The organism is Pseudomonas costantinii (genome assembly GCF_001870435.1).
GTDB lineage: Bacteria > Pseudomonadota > Gammaproteobacteria > Pseudomonadales > Pseudomonadaceae > Aquipseudomonas > Aquipseudomonas costantinii.
The window spans coordinates 1-16,954 of the sequence record NZ_MDDR01000041.1 but is presented as its reverse complement, the minus strand read 5'-3'; the positions used below and the strand labels follow the sequence as shown (position 1 = coordinate 16,954).

Here is a 16,954-nt window from a genome sequence, read left to right as displayed (position 1 = left end):
GAGAACAGTCATTAAGATGTGTGCAGAGCATAGTTGCAGGAAGCTTGTCTGGATAGCCCGCGCTGTGATCGATAACGTCTAACGCTATTCAGACCGGTTCTAAATTACCTCCAGCTATAAGCTAATCATTAAAAAATAGCATATTAACTATAAACATTATGCTTAGATAAACCCATCAACACACACTGATGGAATTGCCATGACCCAGGCCCGACACCCCGAGAGACTGAGAGCCTTCATAGGCGCCCTGGCGGAACTGATTGACGGCAATCCACGCGAAGGCGACCTGCTGCACCGTGGCGGCAAGCTACTGGCGCAACTGGTCAGCCATGATGACTGGCTTCCCGACGAATTCGCCCAACCCGACCCCGAGCGCTACCAGCAATTTTTGCTGCATGCCGATTCGCGCCAGCGTTTCAGCATCGTCAGCTTTGTATGGGGGCCGGGGCAAAGCACGCCGATTCATGATCACAGGGTCTGGGGACTGATCGGCATGTTGCGCGGCTCGGAGTTTTCCCAAGGTTTTGAACGCGCGCCCGATGGCCGCCTGGTCGCCGAAGGCAAACCCATTGAGTTGGTGCCGGGTCAGGTCGAAGCCGTGTCGCCCAAAGTCGGTGATATCCATCAGGTCAGCAACGCCCACAGCGATCAGGTGTCCATCAGCATTCATGTGTATGGCGCCAATATCGGTGCCGTGCGCCGCGCGGTGTACCAGCCCGACGGCAGCGAGAAACTGTTTATCTCCGGTTATTCCAACGCCTTCCTCCCGAACATCTGGGATTTGTCCAAAGAAAAGAGCCCTGCCCTATGACCACCGTATCGAACCGCAGCTTCGCCCAGATTCGCCAGGCCCTGTTGGACCATGAAGAAGTCGCCCTGCTCGACGTGCGCGAGGAAGCGCCGTTTGCCGAATCACACCCGCTGTTCGCTGCGAATATCCCGCTGTCAAAATTGGAGCTCGAGGTGTATTCGCGCATTCCACGCCGCGATACCCAAGTCACCGTCTACGACAACGGTGAAGGACTCGCCGGCCGTGCCGCTGAGCGCTTGGTCGCGTTGGGCTACACCCAGGTCAGCCTGCTCGAGGGTGGCCTCGACGGTTGGCGCCACGCCGGTGGCGAGCTGTTTATCGACGTTAACGTACCCAGCAAAGCCTTTGGCGAACTGGTTGAGAGCGAGCGCCACACGCCGTCGTTGGCCGCCGAAGAAGTGCAGGCCCTGCTCGACAGCCAGGCCGATGTGGTGGTGCTCGACGCCCGCCGCTTCGATGAATACCAAACCATGAGCATCCCCACCGGCATCAGCGTGCCCGGTGCCGAACTGGTGCTGCGCGCCCGTGAACTGGCGCCGGACCCGGCCACCCGCATCATCGTCAATTGCGCCGGGCGCACCCGCAGCATTATCGGTACCCAATCGCTGATCAATGCCGGCGTGGCCAACCCGGTGTCGGCGCTGCGCAACGGCACCATCGGCTGGACATTGGCCGGGCAAAAACTTGCCCATGGTCAATCGCGTCGTTTTGCGCCGACTTCCGAGGAACACCGCCTGATCGCCACGAAAGATGCCCGCCGCGTTGCCGACAAGGCCCGCGTCGGCCGCGCCACCCTGGCCGATCTGCAACGCTGGCAGCAGGAAACGAACCGCACCACTTACCTGTTCGATGTGCGCACCCCGGAAGAATTTGAGGCGGGTCACCTGCCCGGTGCTCGCTCCACGCCGGGCGGCCAGTTGGTGCAGGAAACCGACCACGTCGCCAGCGTGCGTGGTGCGCGGTTGGTGCTGGCGGATGACGATGGCGTGCGCGCCAATATGTCCGCGTCCTGGCTGGCCCAGCTCGGCTGGGAAGTACATGTGCTGGACGACCTGCAACCGGGGCACTTCAGCGAAAAAGGTGCCTGGGTGGCCCCGGTTCCCGCACCGCAGCAAGCCGAACTGATCAGCCCCCACACCCTCGTCGACTGGCTGGCCCATGGCGACACGGTGGTGCTGGATTTCACCCCGAGCGTCAATTACGTCAAACGCCATATCCCCGGCGCGTTCTGGGCCCTGCGTGCGCAATTACCGCAAGCACTGGCCAAAATCCCGCCTGCCGAACGTTATGTACTGACCTGCGGCAGCAGCCAACTGGCGCGCCTGGCAGTCGCCGAGGTCGAGGCTATTACCGGCAAGTCGGTATTCCTGCTGCAAGGCGGCACCACCCACTGGATCGCCGAGCAATTGCCGCTGGAAGAAGGTGAAACCCACTTGGCCTCACCCCGTATCGACCGCTACCGCCGGCCGTACGAAGGCACCGACAGCCCGAAGGAAGCCATGCAGGCTTACCTGGATTGGGAGTTCGGCCTGGTAGACCAACTGGCCCGCGACGGCACCCACGGTTTTTACGTGATCTGACCCAACCACCACGCCCCACGCCTGCCCCATAAAGGGGGCAGGCCCCACATCCGTCCCCTCTCCAGGCGGAGGCTGAACCCACACTCAAGAAGAAACCCGTATGCCCCTGCACATCACGCGCCTGGCGTACAACTTTTGAGGCCGTTGCGATGAGCGAATTGAGTTGCGATGTATTGATCGTCGGCGGCGGCCTGGCGGGCACCTGGGCTGCCGTCGGCGCGGCCCGCGAAGGCGCCAACGTGATCCTGGTGGACAAAGGCTACTGCGGCACCAGCGGTGTGACCGCCACCGCCGGCCCCGGCCATTGGTGGGTGCCGCCCGGAGCCCGTGAGGCGGCTATCGAAAAACGCCTGGGCACCGCCTATGGCCTGGCCGATGCGCGCTGGATGGCCCGTGCCATCGACACCACCTGGACCAGCCTGCCCGGCTTGAGCGACTACTACGACTTCCCGCAAAACGAGCAAGGCGAGACCCAGTATCGCGGCCTGCGCGGCCCGGAATACCTGCGCGGCCTACGGCGACGGGTGCTCGACAGCGGTGTGACCATCCTCGATCACCACCCGGCCCTGGAACTGCTGCGCGACGATAACGGCTCGGTGGTCGGCGCCCGAGGTTGGCGGCGCCAGGCCGGGGGCGACTGGTTGATTCGTGCGGGCGCGGTGGTATTGGCGACTGGCGGCTGCGCGTTTCTGTCACGCTTGCTGGGTAACCACACCAACACCGGCGACGGTTATCTGATGGCCGCCGAGGCCGGTGCCGAACTGTCAGGCATGGAGTTTTCCAACTACTACTGCATCGCAGCGGCAGGCAGCAGCATGACGCGCTCGATGGTCTACAGCTTTGGCGAGTACTTCGACGCGGCGGATCGGCCACTGGCGATCGCCACCGGTCCCGGCTTCACCGAGAATTTGGCCAAGGCGTTGCTGAATGGCCCGGTGTATTGCCGCTTGAATCGAGTGCCCACTGAAATCCGCGTGCAACTGCCGAGCATCCAGCCCAACCTGATGTTGCCGTTTGATCGCCGCGGTATTGACCCTTATCGCGAGCGGTTTGCCGTGACGTTGCATCCCGAAGGCACCATTCGTGGCGTCGGCGGTTTGCGATTGGTGAATGATGATTGCCAGACCACGGTGCCCGGCGTATTCGCAGCGGGTGACGCCGCCAGCCGCGAACCGATTGCCGGTGCGACCTCAGGCGGCGGCGCACAGAACTCCGCCTGGGCCTTGTCCACCGGGCAATGGGCCGGGCGCGGCGCCGCACGCCTGGCCCGCCAGAAGGCTGCGTATCACGGAGCACTGCGCGGGTTTGAAGGCGCGAGTTATCAAGGTCGCGATGGGCTGATCCAGCGCATCCAGGCCGAGGTCCATCCCTTGGACAAAAACCTGTTTCGCTCCGGTGATCAGTTGGAGCGTTCGCTGCGTGAACTGGACAACATCTGGGACCAGGTGCGCGCCACAAAACCGTTACCCGACAGCAACCCGCTGCGCGCCCGCGAAACCGCCGCCATGGCCGCCACCGCCCGCTGGTGTTACACCGCCGCCGCCCTGCGCAAGGAGAGTCGCGGTATGCACCAACGCAGCGACACCCCCGCGCAGAGCCCGTTGTATGACGCGCATTTGCGGGTATCCGGCGTGGACCAGGTACAGGCGCGCTTCGATCCCGTCAGCCAAGGCCAACTCCAATGCTCGAACTGATCTACACCGATCTGTGCAACAGCTGCGGCCAATGTGTCGCGGTCTGCCCCACCCATGTGCTGGCCCTGGACACCCAGGGCAAACCCCGGATCGCCGACCAGCAAGCCTGCCAGACCTGCTTCATGTGCGAGCTGTATTGCACCCGCGATGCGCTCTACGTCGACCCGGACTGCGAGCAACCGCGCCACCCCGACCCGGTCGCCGTGCGCGAAGCCGGTTTGCTCGGTCAATACCGCCGCGACTCCGGCTGGGACGAATGGGCCGACGACCCTGCCCATCGTAATGAGCATTGGCGCATGGACGAGATCTTTGCGTTGGCGCGCAACACACAAACAAATGCAATAAGAGAATAATCAATCACCACATAATCAATTATTTTAATAATTAACATATAACCAAAAAGAACTTCACAGCGAGTTTTTATGGGAATAACGTTAACCCCTCACCGACCCCTTCTCCAGGCGGAGGTAGCCAAACCCTTATCCGTTCTGCCTGGAGCCTGCATCCCATGGTCTTTGCCACCCCGTTCAAACGCCTGCTCCTGGGCACCGCACTGGCCCTCGGCCTGATCACCACCGCCCATGCCGCCGACCTGCAACCGCTGCGGGTAGCCAACCAAAAGTCGACGATCAAGGCGCTGCTGGAAGTCGCCGGCGAAACCAAAAATGTACCCTATGAGATCAAGTGGTCGGAATTCCCATCCGCCTCGCCGCTGGGCGAAGCCTTGAATGCCGGCGCCGTGGATATCGGCGCGTTGGGTGACGCCCCTTATGTGTTCGCTCTCGGCGCCGGTGCCTCGCTCAAGGTGGTCAGCATCATCCACGCCGAAGGGCGCAACACCACCGCGTTGCTGGTGCCCAAGGATTCGCCAATCAAGACCGTGGCCGACCTCAAGGGCAAGAGAATCGTCACCGGGCGCGGCTCCATCGGCCATTACCTGGCGATCAAGGCCCTGGCCAGCGCCGGCCTGACGACCAAGGACGTCGAGTTTGTGTTCCTGCTGCCGAGCGAATCGCGCCTGGTGCTGGATAACGGCACTGTCGATGCCTGGGCCACCTGGGACCCGTACACCACTGTGGTCACCTCGCAAAGCCAGGCTCGCGTGCTGATCAGCGGCAACAAACTGTTGAGCAACCACCTGTACTTTGCGGCCACCAGCCAAGCCATCGCCGACAAACGCCCGCAGTTGGACGATTTTGTCGCGCGTGTCGACCGCGCTTTCGCCTGGGCCAACGTGCACCCCAATGAATACGCCGCCGCCCAGGCCAAGATCACCGGCTTGCCATTGGCCGTGCATATCGAGGTGGCCAAGGACACCCACCTGACCCCCGTCACCATCGACGACAGCGTGATCAGTGGCCTGCAAGCCACCGCCGACACCTATCAAAAAGAAGGCCTGATCACCCAGCACATCGACGTGTCGCAGGGCTTCGACAAGAGCTTTAACGCCAAGCGTGTCCCACTTTCCCAAGCATCGCGCTGATAAAAAGCATCGCGCTAAAAGGAGCAGAACATGAGCAAGCCACGTCAATTGAAACTCGGTGCCATGGTCCACGGTGTCGGCCACGGCTGGGGCGAATGGCGCCACCCGCAGGCCCAACCCAACGCCAGCACCAACTTCGGGTTCTACAAGCAGCAGACTGAATTGGCCGAAGGCGCCAAGTTCGACTTCGTGTTTATCGCCGACAGCCTGCATATCCACGCCAAATCCAGCCCGCATTACCTCAACCGTTTCGAACCGCTGACCATCCTCTCGGCCCTCGCCGCCCTGACGAGCAACATCGGTCTGGTCGCCACCGTCACCGTCAGCTACACCGAGCCCTACCAGGTGGCACGCCAGTTCTCTTCCCTGGACCATATCAGCGGCGGTCGCGCCGGTTGGAACGTGGTCACTTCATGGCTCAGCGGCACCGCCGACAACTTCGGCAAGGCCGAGCACCCACCGCATGCCGTGCGCTACCGCATCGCCAAGGAACACTTGAACGTGGTCAAGGGCCTGTGGGACTCGTGGGAAGACGACGCCTTTGCCTACAACAAGCAGAGCGGCGAGTTTTTCACCCCGAGCAAGCTGCATGCGCTCAAACACAAGGGCGAGTTTTTCTCGGTCAAAGGCCCGCTGAATATCGCGCGCTCACGCCAGGGCCAACCGGTGATTTTCCAGGCAGGGACTTCCGAGGATGGGCGTAATTTCGCCGCTGAAAACTCCGATGCGATCTTTGTGCATGTCGAGAGCCTCGAAGAAGGCCTGGCCTACACCCAGGACCTGAAGCGCCGCGCCAAGGGCTTTGGTCGTGACGTCGACAGCCTGTCGATCCTGCCCGGTATCCGCCCGATTGTTGGGCGTGATGCCGCCGAAGTGGAAAGCCGTTACCAGCAAGCCGTGGACCTGGTCACGGTGGAAGATGCGATCGTCGCCCTCGGCCGACCGTTCAATGACCACGACTTCAGCAAATACCCACTGGATGAGCCTTTCCCGGAGCTGGGCGACCTGGGTTCCAATAGCCAAAAAGGCGGCTCCGATCGCATCAAACAACTGGCCAAGGACGAAGGCCTGACCCTGCGCGAAGTGGCCTTGCGTTTCTCGCGGCCCAAGCGTGAGTTTGTCGGCACCCCGGAGCAAGTCGCTGATGCGATCCAGACCTGGTTCGAGGCCGGCGCCAGCGATGGTTTCATCATCAATTCAGTGCTACCGGATGGCTTGCAATACTTCACTGAACTGGTGGTGCCGGTGCTGCAACAGCGCGGCCTGTTCCGCACCGAGTACACCGGCAATACCCTGCGCGACAACCTGGGCCTGGATGTGCCGGCCAACCGTTATAGCGTCGCCGCCGAGGTCGAAGACAAGCAGGAGGCGCTGGCATGAGTGAATCCCTCAACCGTCAGTTGGCCGATCTGCATGCCGAACGTTTAGCTACATGGGCGCCGGCAGCGTTGCAAGTCAATATCGACCAGCGCCAGCGCCTGGTGGATGAAGCACGGGCGGACGACTACGTGCAGGTCGGCGATGAAATCGACCCTTTCACCCTGCTCAACGTCGAAGGCGGCGAGCTCAACCGTGAGTTGCTGCTGGCCGACGGCCCTGCGGTACTGATTTTTTTCCGCTTTGCCGGTTGCCCGGCGTGCAATATCGCCCTGCCCTACTACGAACGCCAACTCTACCCACGACTGCGCGAACTGGGGGTACCGCTGGTAGCGGTCAGCCCGCAAGTACCGCAGCGCCTGATCGAGATCAAGACCCGCCATAGCCTGCAACTGCTGGTGGCCAGCGACCCGGATAACAACCTTGGGCGACGCCTGGGGATTCTCTACAGCTTCGATGAGGCCTCGCGCAACGCTGCCCTGGCCAAGGGCAACAGCATCGGCGAAACCACCGGCACCGGCACTTGGGAATTGCCGCAACCGACGGTGGTAGTGATCGCCAGGGACGGCAGCGTAGCGTTTGTGGAGGTGAGCCCGGATTGGCTGGTGCGTACTGAAGCGGAGCCGGTGTTGCAGGTGGTTGAACAGCTGCTTGCGCGACAGCCCGTGCAACTCGCAATTTGATAGGGACAAAACCATGAGCCAATCGTCACAACCTTCCTTGCGCTCCGTGGAAGTCGCCAACTTCGAAGCGTTGCTCGAACGCCTCAGCGCCGAACTGGCCAGTTCCGCGCACCTCTTTGATGAGAGCGGCGCCTTCCCCCACGCCAACTTCAAGCGGCTGCATGAGCACGGCCTAGTCGCCCTCACCGTGCCCAAGGCCCTCGGTGGCGGCGGTGCCAGTTTGCCCCAGGCGCGCAAGGCCATCAGCGCGATTGCCAAGGGCGAGCCCTCCACCGCGCTGATCCTGGTGATGCAGTACCTGCAACACACACGCCTGCAAGACAGCAAGACCTGGCCCCAGCACCTGCGCGTGCAAGTGGCCGAAGACGCGGTGCGCAACGGCGCGCTGATCAACGCCTTGCGCGTCGAACCCGACCTCGGCACACCCGCCCGTGGCGGCCTGCCGGCGACCACCGCCGTACGTACAGCTGAAGGCTGGCGCATCAGTGGGCGCAAGATCTACTCCACCGGCAGCCATGGCCTGAGCTGGTTCAGCGTGTGGGCGCGCAGCGATGACGAAGACCCATTGGTGGGCGCCTGGCTGGTGCGCAAGGACAGCCCCGGCGTGAGCATCATCGACACCTGGGACCACCTGGGCATGCGCGCCACGTGCAGCCATGAAGTGGTGCTCGACAACGTGCTGGTGCCGCTGGACCACGCCGTCAGCGTCAGCCCCTGGAGCGCGCCGTCGCCGGAACTGGATGCCGATGGTTTCCTGTGGATGTCGGTGTTGCTGTCGTCGGTGTACGACGCGGTCGCCCAGGCCGCGCGGGACTGGCTGGTGAACTGGCTGGAAGAGCGCAAGCCGTCCAACCTCGGCGCCGCGCTGTCGACCTTGCCGCGCTTCCAGGAAACCGTCGGGCATATCGACACCCTGTTGTTTGCCAACCGCAGCCTGCTCGACGCCGCCGCCGAAGGGCACACGCCTGCCGCCAACGCCGCGCAGTTGAAGTACCTGGTCACCGGCAACGCGATCCGCGCTGTCGAGCTGGCTATCGAAGCCTCGGGCAACCCTGGCCTTTCACGCCATAGCCCATTGCAACGGCATTACCGCGACGCGCTGTGCAGTCGCGTGCATACCCCACAGAACGACGCCGTGCTGCAAGGCGTCGGCAGAGCGGTCTTCGCCCAACGTCAAAAGGAACGCACATGAGCCAGGTGATTATCGCCAGCCAGCTGGACGAAGATTTCAACGAGGTCATCCGCGAGCGCCTGGCGCCGCTGCATCCCGAGGCCCAAGTGATCGGCGTACCCGTCGGCGTACCGAGCGATCTGCCACCCCAGGCGAATATCCTGCTGTTGCGCCCGATCAACGTACGCGGCTACACCGCACCGGACACCCCGCCACCAGGTTGGCCTTATGGGGCGCAGTGGGTGCACCTGGTGTCGTCAGGCATCGACTTCTACCCGCAGTGGCTATTCAACGGCCCACCGGTGACCACCTCCCGAGGCAGTGCGGCCGACAACCTGGCCGAGTTCGCGCTGGCGGCGATCTTCGCTGCGTCCAAGCACCTGCCGGATATCTGGGTGAAGGATTCCCAGTGGAATTTCACCGCGCTGCGCCCGCTCAAAGGCACCACGCTGGGCATTCTCGGCTTTGGCGCAATAGGTAGAAGCCTTGCGCAAAAGGCCCAGGCATTGGGCATCAACGTGGTCGCGCTACGCCAAAGCCAGGCGCCCTTTGACGTGGCCGGCGTGGACGCCGCGCGCGATATCCACGATCTGTTTGCCCGCGCCGACCATGTGGTGCTGGCGGCGCCTTTGACTGAGGCCACGCGGCATATCATCGACCGTGACGTGCTGGGCAGCGCCAAGCCAGGGCTGCACCTGATCAACATCGCGCGCGGTGGTTTGGTGGATCAGGAAGCGCTGTTGGAGGCGTTGGACAACGGCCTGGTCGGCCTGGCCTCGCTCGACGTGACTGAGCCGGAACCGTTGCCGGATGGGCATCCGCTGTACACCCATCCGCGGGTGCGTTTGTCGCCCCACACCTCGGCGATTTCCACCAATAGCCGGCACGAAATCGCGGATACATTTTTGGCGAATCTGGAGCGGTACGTCTCGGGTCTCGAACTGGCCAACCTGGCTAACGCTTGACGCTGTTGGGCTTGCACGCGATAGCCATAGATATCTACACAGCTCTTGGCGCTTGGCCATTTTCTTTAGGTAGATTGAGTACATATCCGTTGCTGTGGTAACGGCCGCTTATGGTTTCGCCCTTACGGCGACTCACTTTGGAAAAGCCCTTTTGGTTACTTTTGGGGCTCTTTTCCAAAAGTGACCCGCTGTAAGAGCGGAACCAATAGCGGCCGTTACCCAAAAAACGGATATGTACTCAGCGGCCCCGCGACAACCACAGAGTCCAAGACACAAAAAGATGTGTAGATACCTATGCCGCGATAGCGGTGGTTCAGTCACAGAAATGCTGACTGAACCACCGCTATCGCGGGCAAACCCACCCCCACATTTGTTTTGTGCCGAGCTGAAAACATAATTATAAATGCGCATTTTACGCACCAATAAAATGCATAATTTTTATATATAACTTATAACAAATCGGACTTTTACGAACGTCTTTCATATCCATATTGTTACGTCAGCACCGACCCCTGACCAGGTGGAGGCCTCTCCTAAACCACCACTTTCTCAGGGGTTCACCATGAGCCATAGCCTCGCGCCCAATCGCCTCACACTCGCTGTCTCCCTCGCCTTGTTCGGCGTATACGCTCATGCCGACGACGCAGCCCTGCCGGTGGTCAATGTCACCGCTGAACACCGCAGCGAAGACCTGCAAAAAACCCCGTTGGCGATTTCCGCGTTCGACGAAAAGACCCTCGACGACAAGCAGATCCGCAGCGTGCGCGACCTTTCAGGCCAGGTGCCAAATCTGACCCTCAGCCGCCAGTCGATCTCCTACAGTGCCCAGACCTATGGCATTCGTGGCATCGGCGAAACCGACCCGATCCAGGAGTCGGCCGTGGCGGTCTACGCCGACGACCTGTACATCCCACGGGCCATTTCCTCGATGCTCGACTTCAATGACGTCGAACGCGTCGAAGTCCTGCGCGGCCCCCAAGGCACGTTATATGGACGCAACAGCAGCGCCGGCGCGATCCGTGTGATCACCCGCGACCCGACTCAGGAAACCCGTGGTTTCGTCGAACTCGGCGCCGGCAACTACAACGCGCAGAACGGCCGTTTCCTGATCAGCGGCCCGCTGGTGGACAACGCCCTGTTCGGCAGTTTTTCGGCGATCCGCCTGACGCGCGACGGCACCGTGTCCGATCCGACCCGTGGCAAGGATGTGAACAACGTCGATATCCAGTCCTATCGCGGCAAGCTGCGCTACAAACCCGAGGATTCGCCGTGGGATGTACAGTTGACGCTGGCCGGCACCTTCGACCGAGGCGACACCACCAGCTACACGCCGTTCGATGCCAACGGCCATTTCGACAAGTTCAAGAGCTACAGCAGCCTCAACCCGAAAAACCGTCTCGACCAAGGCAGCTCGGTGCTCCGAGCCATCTACGCTATCGACGATCACCTGAATTTCAAATCGGTCACGGCGTGGTCGGCGTTCCACCAACCGGTGGACTACGACAACTCCGGCCAGGCTGCGCTGATCCAGAACAACCTGATCCTCTACAAGCAGAAATACGCCACCCAGGAATTCCAGCTCAATGGCGACTACGACAATTTCAGCTTCAGCACCGGCCTGTACCTGTACCGCGAACGGTTCGACGCCGACCGCGACAACCTCACCTACTCCATCGCGCGCAACCGTGTGATTGGCCAGGGCCAGTACAGCACCACCAACACCGAAAGCTACGCGCTGTATGGCCAGGGCACTTACAAGATCACCTCGCAACTGTCGCTGATCGCCGGCTTGCGCTTTACCCGCGAGCACAAGAATTTCGAGTTCACCAACTACGCGATCACCACTGACCGGCAGATCACCGGCACCAATTTCGCCGCTGAGTCGAGCAAATCCTGGCAATCCACCAGCCCGAAAATCGGCTTCGAATACGCCTGGACCCCGCATCTCAATCAGTACGCCTACGTCGCCAAAGGTTTCAAGGCGGGGGGTTATGACAACCGCGCCCCGACCCGCGCCGCAGCAGAGCAGCCGTTCTCGCCGGAAGACGTGACCACTTGGGAAACCGGCTTCAAGGGTGACTTCTTTGACCAGCGCCTGCGGGCCAATGTCGCGCTGTTCTACAACGACTACAAAGACCTGCAAACCAACGCCTACGACCCCGCGCTGGGGGTGAGCTTGCGCACCAACGTCGGCCAGGCCCACACCTACGGTGTCGAACTGGAAACCCTCACCGCCCTGAGCCGCGACCTGCAACTGACCGCCAACATCGGCTACCTGGAAAGCCAGTACGACGACTTCAAGAACGCCAGCGGTGCGGGGGTGAATGCCAACGGCAAGCAACTGGTGTTCTCACCGCGCTGGAATGCCAGCGTCGGCCTCAACTACACCATTCCTGCGGGATTACCGGGTACTTGGCTTGCGGGCACTGACGCGCAGTTCCAGACCAAGTCCTACGCCAACGCGCTGAACGACGACATCCAGCAAATTCCGCAACAGACCTTTTGGAACGCCAACACCCGCTACATCAGTGGCGACGGCCACTGGACCACCACCCTGGCGGTAAAAAACCTGCTGGACCGCGCTTATCCACAATCGGTGGGCTATGTACCGTCCAGCGGTGCCCGCTACTATTCGATCAACGACCCACGCACCCTGTTGTTGTCGGTGCGGTACGACCTCTGACAGGGACGCAGCTTAACAACCGTGTGCCAGTTGTTCGCGCAAAAATGCCACCAGCGCCAGCACCGGCCGCGAGCTTTGCCGGTGCTGGGGGTACACCGCCGACAGGGTCAGGGCTTCGGGGGCGAAGTCGTCCAGTAACGTCACCAGGCGCCCGTCCTTCAGGGCGTCGGCGACGATAAAGGTCGGCAAGTACGTGACGCCCAGGCCGGCGATGGCCGTGTCCCGCAACAGCTCACCGTTATTGGCGCGCATGCGCCCGCTGACACTCACCGACTGCAGCTTACCCTTGGTCTGGAAACGCCATTGCACCTGGCGACCATGGCCGTAAGGCAGGCAGTCGTGGTTGGCCAGATCCTCAGGTTTCAACGGAGTGCCGTGCAGTGCCAGGTACTCGGGGCTGGCGCAGTACACGCGCTGGACACTGGCGATACGCCGGGCAATCAAGGTCGAATCTTCGAGGGTGCCGATGCGCAGCACCAAGTCATAGCCCTCGCCGATCAAGTCGACGGGGCGGTCACTCAAGTCGACTTCTACCGACACCTGCGGGTGGCGTTGCAGGAACAGCGGCAGCAGGCAGCCCAAGTGGGCCATGGCAAACGACAGCGGCGCGCTGAGGCGAATGGTACCGCGCGGCTCGCTGTTCTGGCCGGCGATGCCCTGCTCCACTTGCTCGACTTCACTGAGCAGGCGCAAGGCGGATTCGTAGTAACTCTGGCCGAGTGGCGTGACGTCCAGGCGGCGGGTGGAGCGGTTGAGCAGGCGCACGCCCAGGCGGTCTTCCAACTGGATCAGGCGACGGCTGACGAATTGCTTGGACAGGCCCAGTTGCTCAGCGGCGGCGGTGAAGCTGCCGGATTCCATGACCTGGCAGAACAGGCGCATGTCTTCGAAGGGGTTCATTGTCGCTTCTCGGTGGACATTTGGCTGGTTTATAGCCTGTCAGTGGCCACACCACAAACACAAAATGTGGGAGCAGGCTTGCTCGCGAATTCGGTGGAGCAGCCAATTAATCTATCGACTGATACGCCGTATTCGCGAGCAAACCCGCTCCCACATTTGAGCAGCGGTGTTAAGGAGAGCGAGTTACTTGGCGGTAAACGCCGAGTAGCTGTTCATCAGGTTGCGGTAGTTAGGAATGCGCGGCGACAGCAGGTTGGCCAGGCCTTCCATGTCGTTGCGCCAGTCGCGCTGCAACTCGCACGCGACGGCGAACCAGTTCACCAGTTGCGCACCGGCGGCAGTCATGCGCGCCCAGGCAGCCTGCTGTACGGTTTCGTTGAAGGTGCCCGATGCATCGGTGACCACGAACACTTCAAAGCCTTCCTCCAGCGCGCACAACGTCGGGAACGCTACGCACACATCCGTCACTACACCGGCAATGATGATCTGCTTGCGGCCGGTGGCTTTAACGGCCTTGACGAAATCTTCGTTGTCCCAGGCGTTGATCTGGCCAGGACGGGCGATGTACGGCGCGTTCGGGAACAGCGCCTTGAGCTCGGGCACCAGCGGACCGTTGGGGCCGCTTTCAAAGCTGGTGGTGAGGATGGTCGGCAAGTTGAAGAATTTCGCCACATCGGCCAGGGCCAGTACGTTGTTCTTGAATTCGTTCGGCGAGAAATCCTGCACCAGGGAGATCAGACCAGTCTGGTGGTCGACCAACAGTACAACGGCGTCATCTTTGTTCAAACGAGGGCTAGCCATGGTTCAACTCCTTACGGGGGGTGGGAAATCAGAAAGCAAAGCACGAACAGCCAAACGCACCCCAGAAGCCCTGGAAGTCGCTGACCGGCACGCTGGAAAGGCGCGCTTTTTCATGGCTATGGGAATGCACGCCGCACGGACCGCTGCATTGATGTACTTGAGCCTGCAAGGGCGAGCTTGGGCGCCAATGGCCCGGCACCTTGACCACTGGCGACCAGTCCGGCAGCACCGGCACGCGCGGCGGTGCGAAATCTTCGAAGTCGCCGGCGCCGTACACCACCTTGCCGCCGACCACGGTCAGTACCGACTCGATCCACTTGATGGCTTCTTCATCGACGCTGAAAAAGTCCGCCGACAGCGCAGCAACGTCCGCCAGTTGGCCGACCTTGATCTGGCCCTTCTTGCCCTGCTCGGACGAGAACCAGGCACTGCCATGCGTGAACAACTCCAAGGCGGTCAGGCGCGGCAGGCCTTCGGCGTGCAGCTCCAGGCCGCCGACGGTACGCCCGCTGACCATCCAGTACAGCGAGGTCCAGGGGTTGTAGCTCGACACCCGCGTGGCGTCGGTGCCCGCCCCGACTGGCACGCCTTCAGCAAGCATGCGCTTGATCGGCGGCGTGGCTTCGGCGGCCTTGGCGCCGTAACGCTCAACAAAATATTCGCCTTGGAACGCCATGCGGTCCTGGATCGCAATACCGCCGCCGAGGGCACGTACGCGCTCAATGTTTTTCGGGGTAATGGTTTCGGCATGGTCGAAGAACCATGGCAGGCCATTGAACGGGATGTCGCGATTGACCTTCTCGAACACGTCGAGCATGCGCGAGATCGATTCGTCATACGTGGCATGCAAACGGAACGGCCAGCGCTGCTCAACCAAGTGGCGGACCACCGGTTCCAGCTCCTGCTCCATGGTCAGCGGCAGGTCGGGGCGTGGTTCGAGGAAGTCTTCGAAGTCCGCCGCCGAGAACACCAGCATTTCGCCGGCGCCGTTGTGGCGCAAGTAGTCATCGCCCTGGTGCAGGGTCACGCTGCCGGTCCAGTTCTTGAAGTCGCTGAGTTCTTCCTTGGGCTTCTGGGTGAACAGGTTGTAGGCGATGCGCACCGTCAACTGTTCGTCCTTGGCCAGTTGCTCGATCACCGCATAGTCATCGGGATAATTCTGGAAACCACCGCCGGCGTCGATGGCGCTGGTGAGGCCCAGGCGATTGAGTTCGCGCATGAATTGGCGGGTCGAGTTGACCTGATATTCCAGCGGCAGTTTCGGGCCCTTGGCCAGGGTCGAATACAGAATCATCGCGTTAGGCCGCGCTACCAGCATGCCGGTAGGGTTGCCGTTGCTGTCGCGTACGATCTCGCCGCCCGGCGGGTTCGGCGTGTCCTTGGTGTAGCCGGCCACGCGCAGGGCGGCACGGTTGAGCAAGGCGCGGTCGTAAAGGTGCAGGACGAATACCGGCGTATCCGGCGCAGCCTGGTTCAACTCTTCCAAGGTGGGCATACGCTTTTCGGCGAACTGGAATTCGTTCCAGCCGCCCACTACACGTACCCATTGCGGCGTGGGCGTACGATCGGCCTGGTCCTTGAGCATGCGCAACGCATCGGCCAGGGACGGCACGCCTTCCCAGCGCAGTTCGAGGTTGTAGTTCAGTCCGCCACGGATCAAGTGCAGGTGCGAGTCGTTCAGCCCGGGAATCACGGTGCGACCCTTGAGGTCGATGACCTTCGTACCACTGCCACGCAGGGCCATGGCCTCGCCGTCGGTACCGACGGCGACAAAGCGTCCCTGGCTGATGGCAACAGCGGTTGCGCGCGGGTTTTCACGGTCCACGGTGTGGAACTGGCCATTGAACAGAATCAGATCGGCGTTCATAGGGTTTCCTTTACAGAGGCTTCAAGCCAGGGAGCGAACAGGCGGGTGGCCGCCGGCATCAGCAGGTAGACCACCAGCCACACAATGGTCACGGTCACCAGAAACGTCGCGACTACGTAGTTGGACAGAAACGGGTGAAGGCGCAAAACCGGGCCCCAGATGATCGGAACCAACAGGGTCAGCGGCAGGATCACAAACAGGGTCACCACCGCCTGTTTCCAGCGCGGCGGCTTGGCGGCGCTGTCAGCCAGGGGAGTGAACCAGAACTCGTTGACGGCACCGATTTCAGTGTTGTCGCCATCGGCGAGCATGGGGGTGGCTTCGGTGATCAGTTCTTTGCGTTCGGGGGAGTCGAGCCACAGCTCCAGCGCGTCGGTGGAGCGGTAGCGCAGTACGCAGGTGAACAGCGCCAGGCCGTTCTGCTTGCTGCGCACCACGTCGACACCGAGGTGACCGGGGCGCTCGCCAGCGATACGTACGATGCGCCGTAGCCAGGCTTCATAGTCGACTTCGCGACCCGGTTTGATGAGGTGTTTGACAACCAGGGTAACGACTTCGTCGGGGCTGGTTTTGGGTGTTGGGTCCATGTTGCGCATTCCCCCTGGAGCGTTGAGCGATGGGGGGAGTTTGGGAGGGTTTGGGGCGGAAAAATTGAATGTATGTGCTGAGCGAGTACATATCCGTTGCTACGGTAACGGCCATGTATGAGAGTGTCAGATTTTTTGTGTGCGGGCCGGTAGCGGCCTGCCTTCAGGCAGGCCTTGGTTTTACCAGGTCGGTCTGATAAATCGGTCTCCGTACAGGATCGCAAACTGGTTCATCGCATTCTTCCAATCATGAGCTGCGCTGCCCCAGTTCGCAGTGATATTGCGTAAGCCCAGCCAGATCAACTTTGTCGCTGCTTCGTCCGTCGGGAAGTGGCCTCGGGTCTTAATGATC

At 61.5% G+C, this 16,954-nt stretch carries 14 protein-coding genes and 1 pseudogene; 10 read left to right on the top strand and 5 right to left on the bottom strand.

From position 1 onward, the window contains the following. Positions 1 to 199 precede the first annotated feature (199 nt). The 10 genes from BFL40_RS25540 to BFL40_RS25495 all read left to right on the top strand — a co-directional run bounded on the left by BFL40_RS25540 (position 200) and on the right by BFL40_RS25495 (position 12,447). Complete coding sequence (locus BFL40_RS25540; RefSeq protein ID WP_071486537.1) at positions 200 to 811, top strand: cysteine dioxygenase family protein; 612 nt, start codon at positions 200 to 202, stop codon at positions 809 to 811. Next, a complete protein-coding gene (locus tag BFL40_RS25535; RefSeq protein ID WP_071486536.1) occupies positions 808 to 2,391 on the top strand; it encodes a rhodanese-related sulfurtransferase in 1,584 nt (527 codons plus the stop codon). Before BFL40_RS25540 ends, BFL40_RS25535 begins: the two co-directional genes overlap by 4 nt. A 149-nt stretch (positions 2,392 to 2,540) precedes the next feature. Beyond that, complete coding sequence (locus tag BFL40_RS25530) at positions 2,541 to 4,085, top strand: FAD-dependent oxidoreductase (RefSeq protein ID WP_071486535.1); 1,545 nt, start codon at positions 2,541 to 2,543, stop codon at positions 4,083 to 4,085. Beyond that, entirely contained in the window at positions 4,073 to 4,438 is a 366-nt protein-coding gene (locus BFL40_RS25525) for a 4Fe-4S dicluster domain-containing protein (protein ID WP_071486534.1), read from the top strand. Before BFL40_RS25530 ends, BFL40_RS25525 begins: the two co-directional genes overlap by 13 nt. A 155-nt stretch (positions 4,439 to 4,593) precedes the next feature. Continuing rightward, the gene (locus BFL40_RS25520; protein WP_071486533.1) at positions 4,594 to 5,568 is read left to right on the top strand and encodes an ABC transporter substrate-binding protein; all 975 of its coding nucleotides are present in this window, start codon (positions 4,594 to 4,596) and stop codon (positions 5,566 to 5,568) included. A gap of 30 nt (positions 5,569 to 5,598) precedes the next feature. Continuing rightward, the gene (locus BFL40_RS25515; protein WP_071486532.1) at positions 5,599 to 6,948 is read left to right on the top strand and encodes an LLM class flavin-dependent oxidoreductase; all 1,350 of its coding nucleotides are present in this window, start codon (positions 5,599 to 5,601) and stop codon (positions 6,946 to 6,948) included. Further along, a complete protein-coding gene (locus BFL40_RS25510) occupies positions 6,945 to 7,628 on the top strand; it encodes a peroxiredoxin-like family protein (RefSeq protein ID WP_071486531.1) in 684 nt (227 codons plus the stop codon). The genes BFL40_RS25515 and BFL40_RS25510 overlap by 4 nt, the downstream gene beginning before the upstream one ends. Positions 7,629 to 7,641: 13 nt before the next feature. Then, on the top strand, positions 7,642 to 8,820 hold the full coding sequence (locus BFL40_RS25505) for an acyl-CoA dehydrogenase family protein (protein WP_071486530.1): 1,179 nt from the start codon (positions 7,642 to 7,644) through the stop codon (positions 8,818 to 8,820). Further along, positions 8,817 to 9,764 (top strand): D-isomer specific 2-hydroxyacid dehydrogenase family protein, encoded by a 948-nt coding sequence (locus BFL40_RS25500; RefSeq protein WP_071486529.1) that lies wholly within the window; start codon positions 8,817 to 8,819, stop codon positions 9,762 to 9,764. Before BFL40_RS25505 ends, BFL40_RS25500 begins: the two co-directional genes overlap by 4 nt. A 562-nt stretch (positions 9,765 to 10,326) precedes the next feature. Then, the gene (locus tag BFL40_RS25495) at positions 10,327 to 12,447 is read left to right on the top strand and encodes a TonB-dependent receptor (RefSeq protein WP_071486528.1); all 2,121 of its coding nucleotides are present in this window, start codon (positions 10,327 to 10,329) and stop codon (positions 12,445 to 12,447) included. Between the two features lie 12 nt (positions 12,448 to 12,459). On the opposite strand, the gene BFL40_RS25490 is transcribed toward BFL40_RS25495, so the two are convergent. From BFL40_RS25490 to BFL40_RS33880, 5 genes and pseudogenes are all read right to left on the bottom strand, one after another. Continuing rightward, positions 12,460 to 13,347, bottom strand: a complete 888-nt coding sequence (locus tag BFL40_RS25490; protein WP_071486527.1) for a LysR family transcriptional regulator — start codon at positions 13,345 to 13,347, stop codon at positions 12,460 to 12,462. 183 nt (positions 13,348 to 13,530) lie between these two features. After that, positions 13,531 to 14,148: an isochorismate family cysteine hydrolase YcaC gene (gene ycaC, locus BFL40_RS25485; protein ID WP_071486526.1), complete on the bottom strand. Its 618-nt coding sequence runs from the start codon at positions 14,146 to 14,148 to the stop codon at positions 13,531 to 13,533. Positions 14,149 to 14,176: 28 nt separating this feature from the next. Continuing rightward, positions 14,177 to 16,015 (bottom strand): amidohydrolase, encoded by a 1,839-nt coding sequence (locus BFL40_RS25480; protein WP_071486525.1) that lies wholly within the window; start codon positions 16,013 to 16,015, stop codon positions 14,177 to 14,179. Then, a complete protein-coding gene (locus BFL40_RS25475) occupies positions 16,012 to 16,602 on the bottom strand; it encodes an antibiotic biosynthesis monooxygenase (protein WP_071486524.1) in 591 nt (196 codons plus the stop codon). The genes BFL40_RS25480 and BFL40_RS25475 overlap by 4 nt, the downstream gene beginning before the upstream one ends. Before the next feature lie 180 nt (positions 16,603 to 16,782). Beyond that, positions 16,783 to 16,954, bottom strand: a pseudogene (locus tag BFL40_RS33880) (IS256 family transposase); the annotation flags it as partial.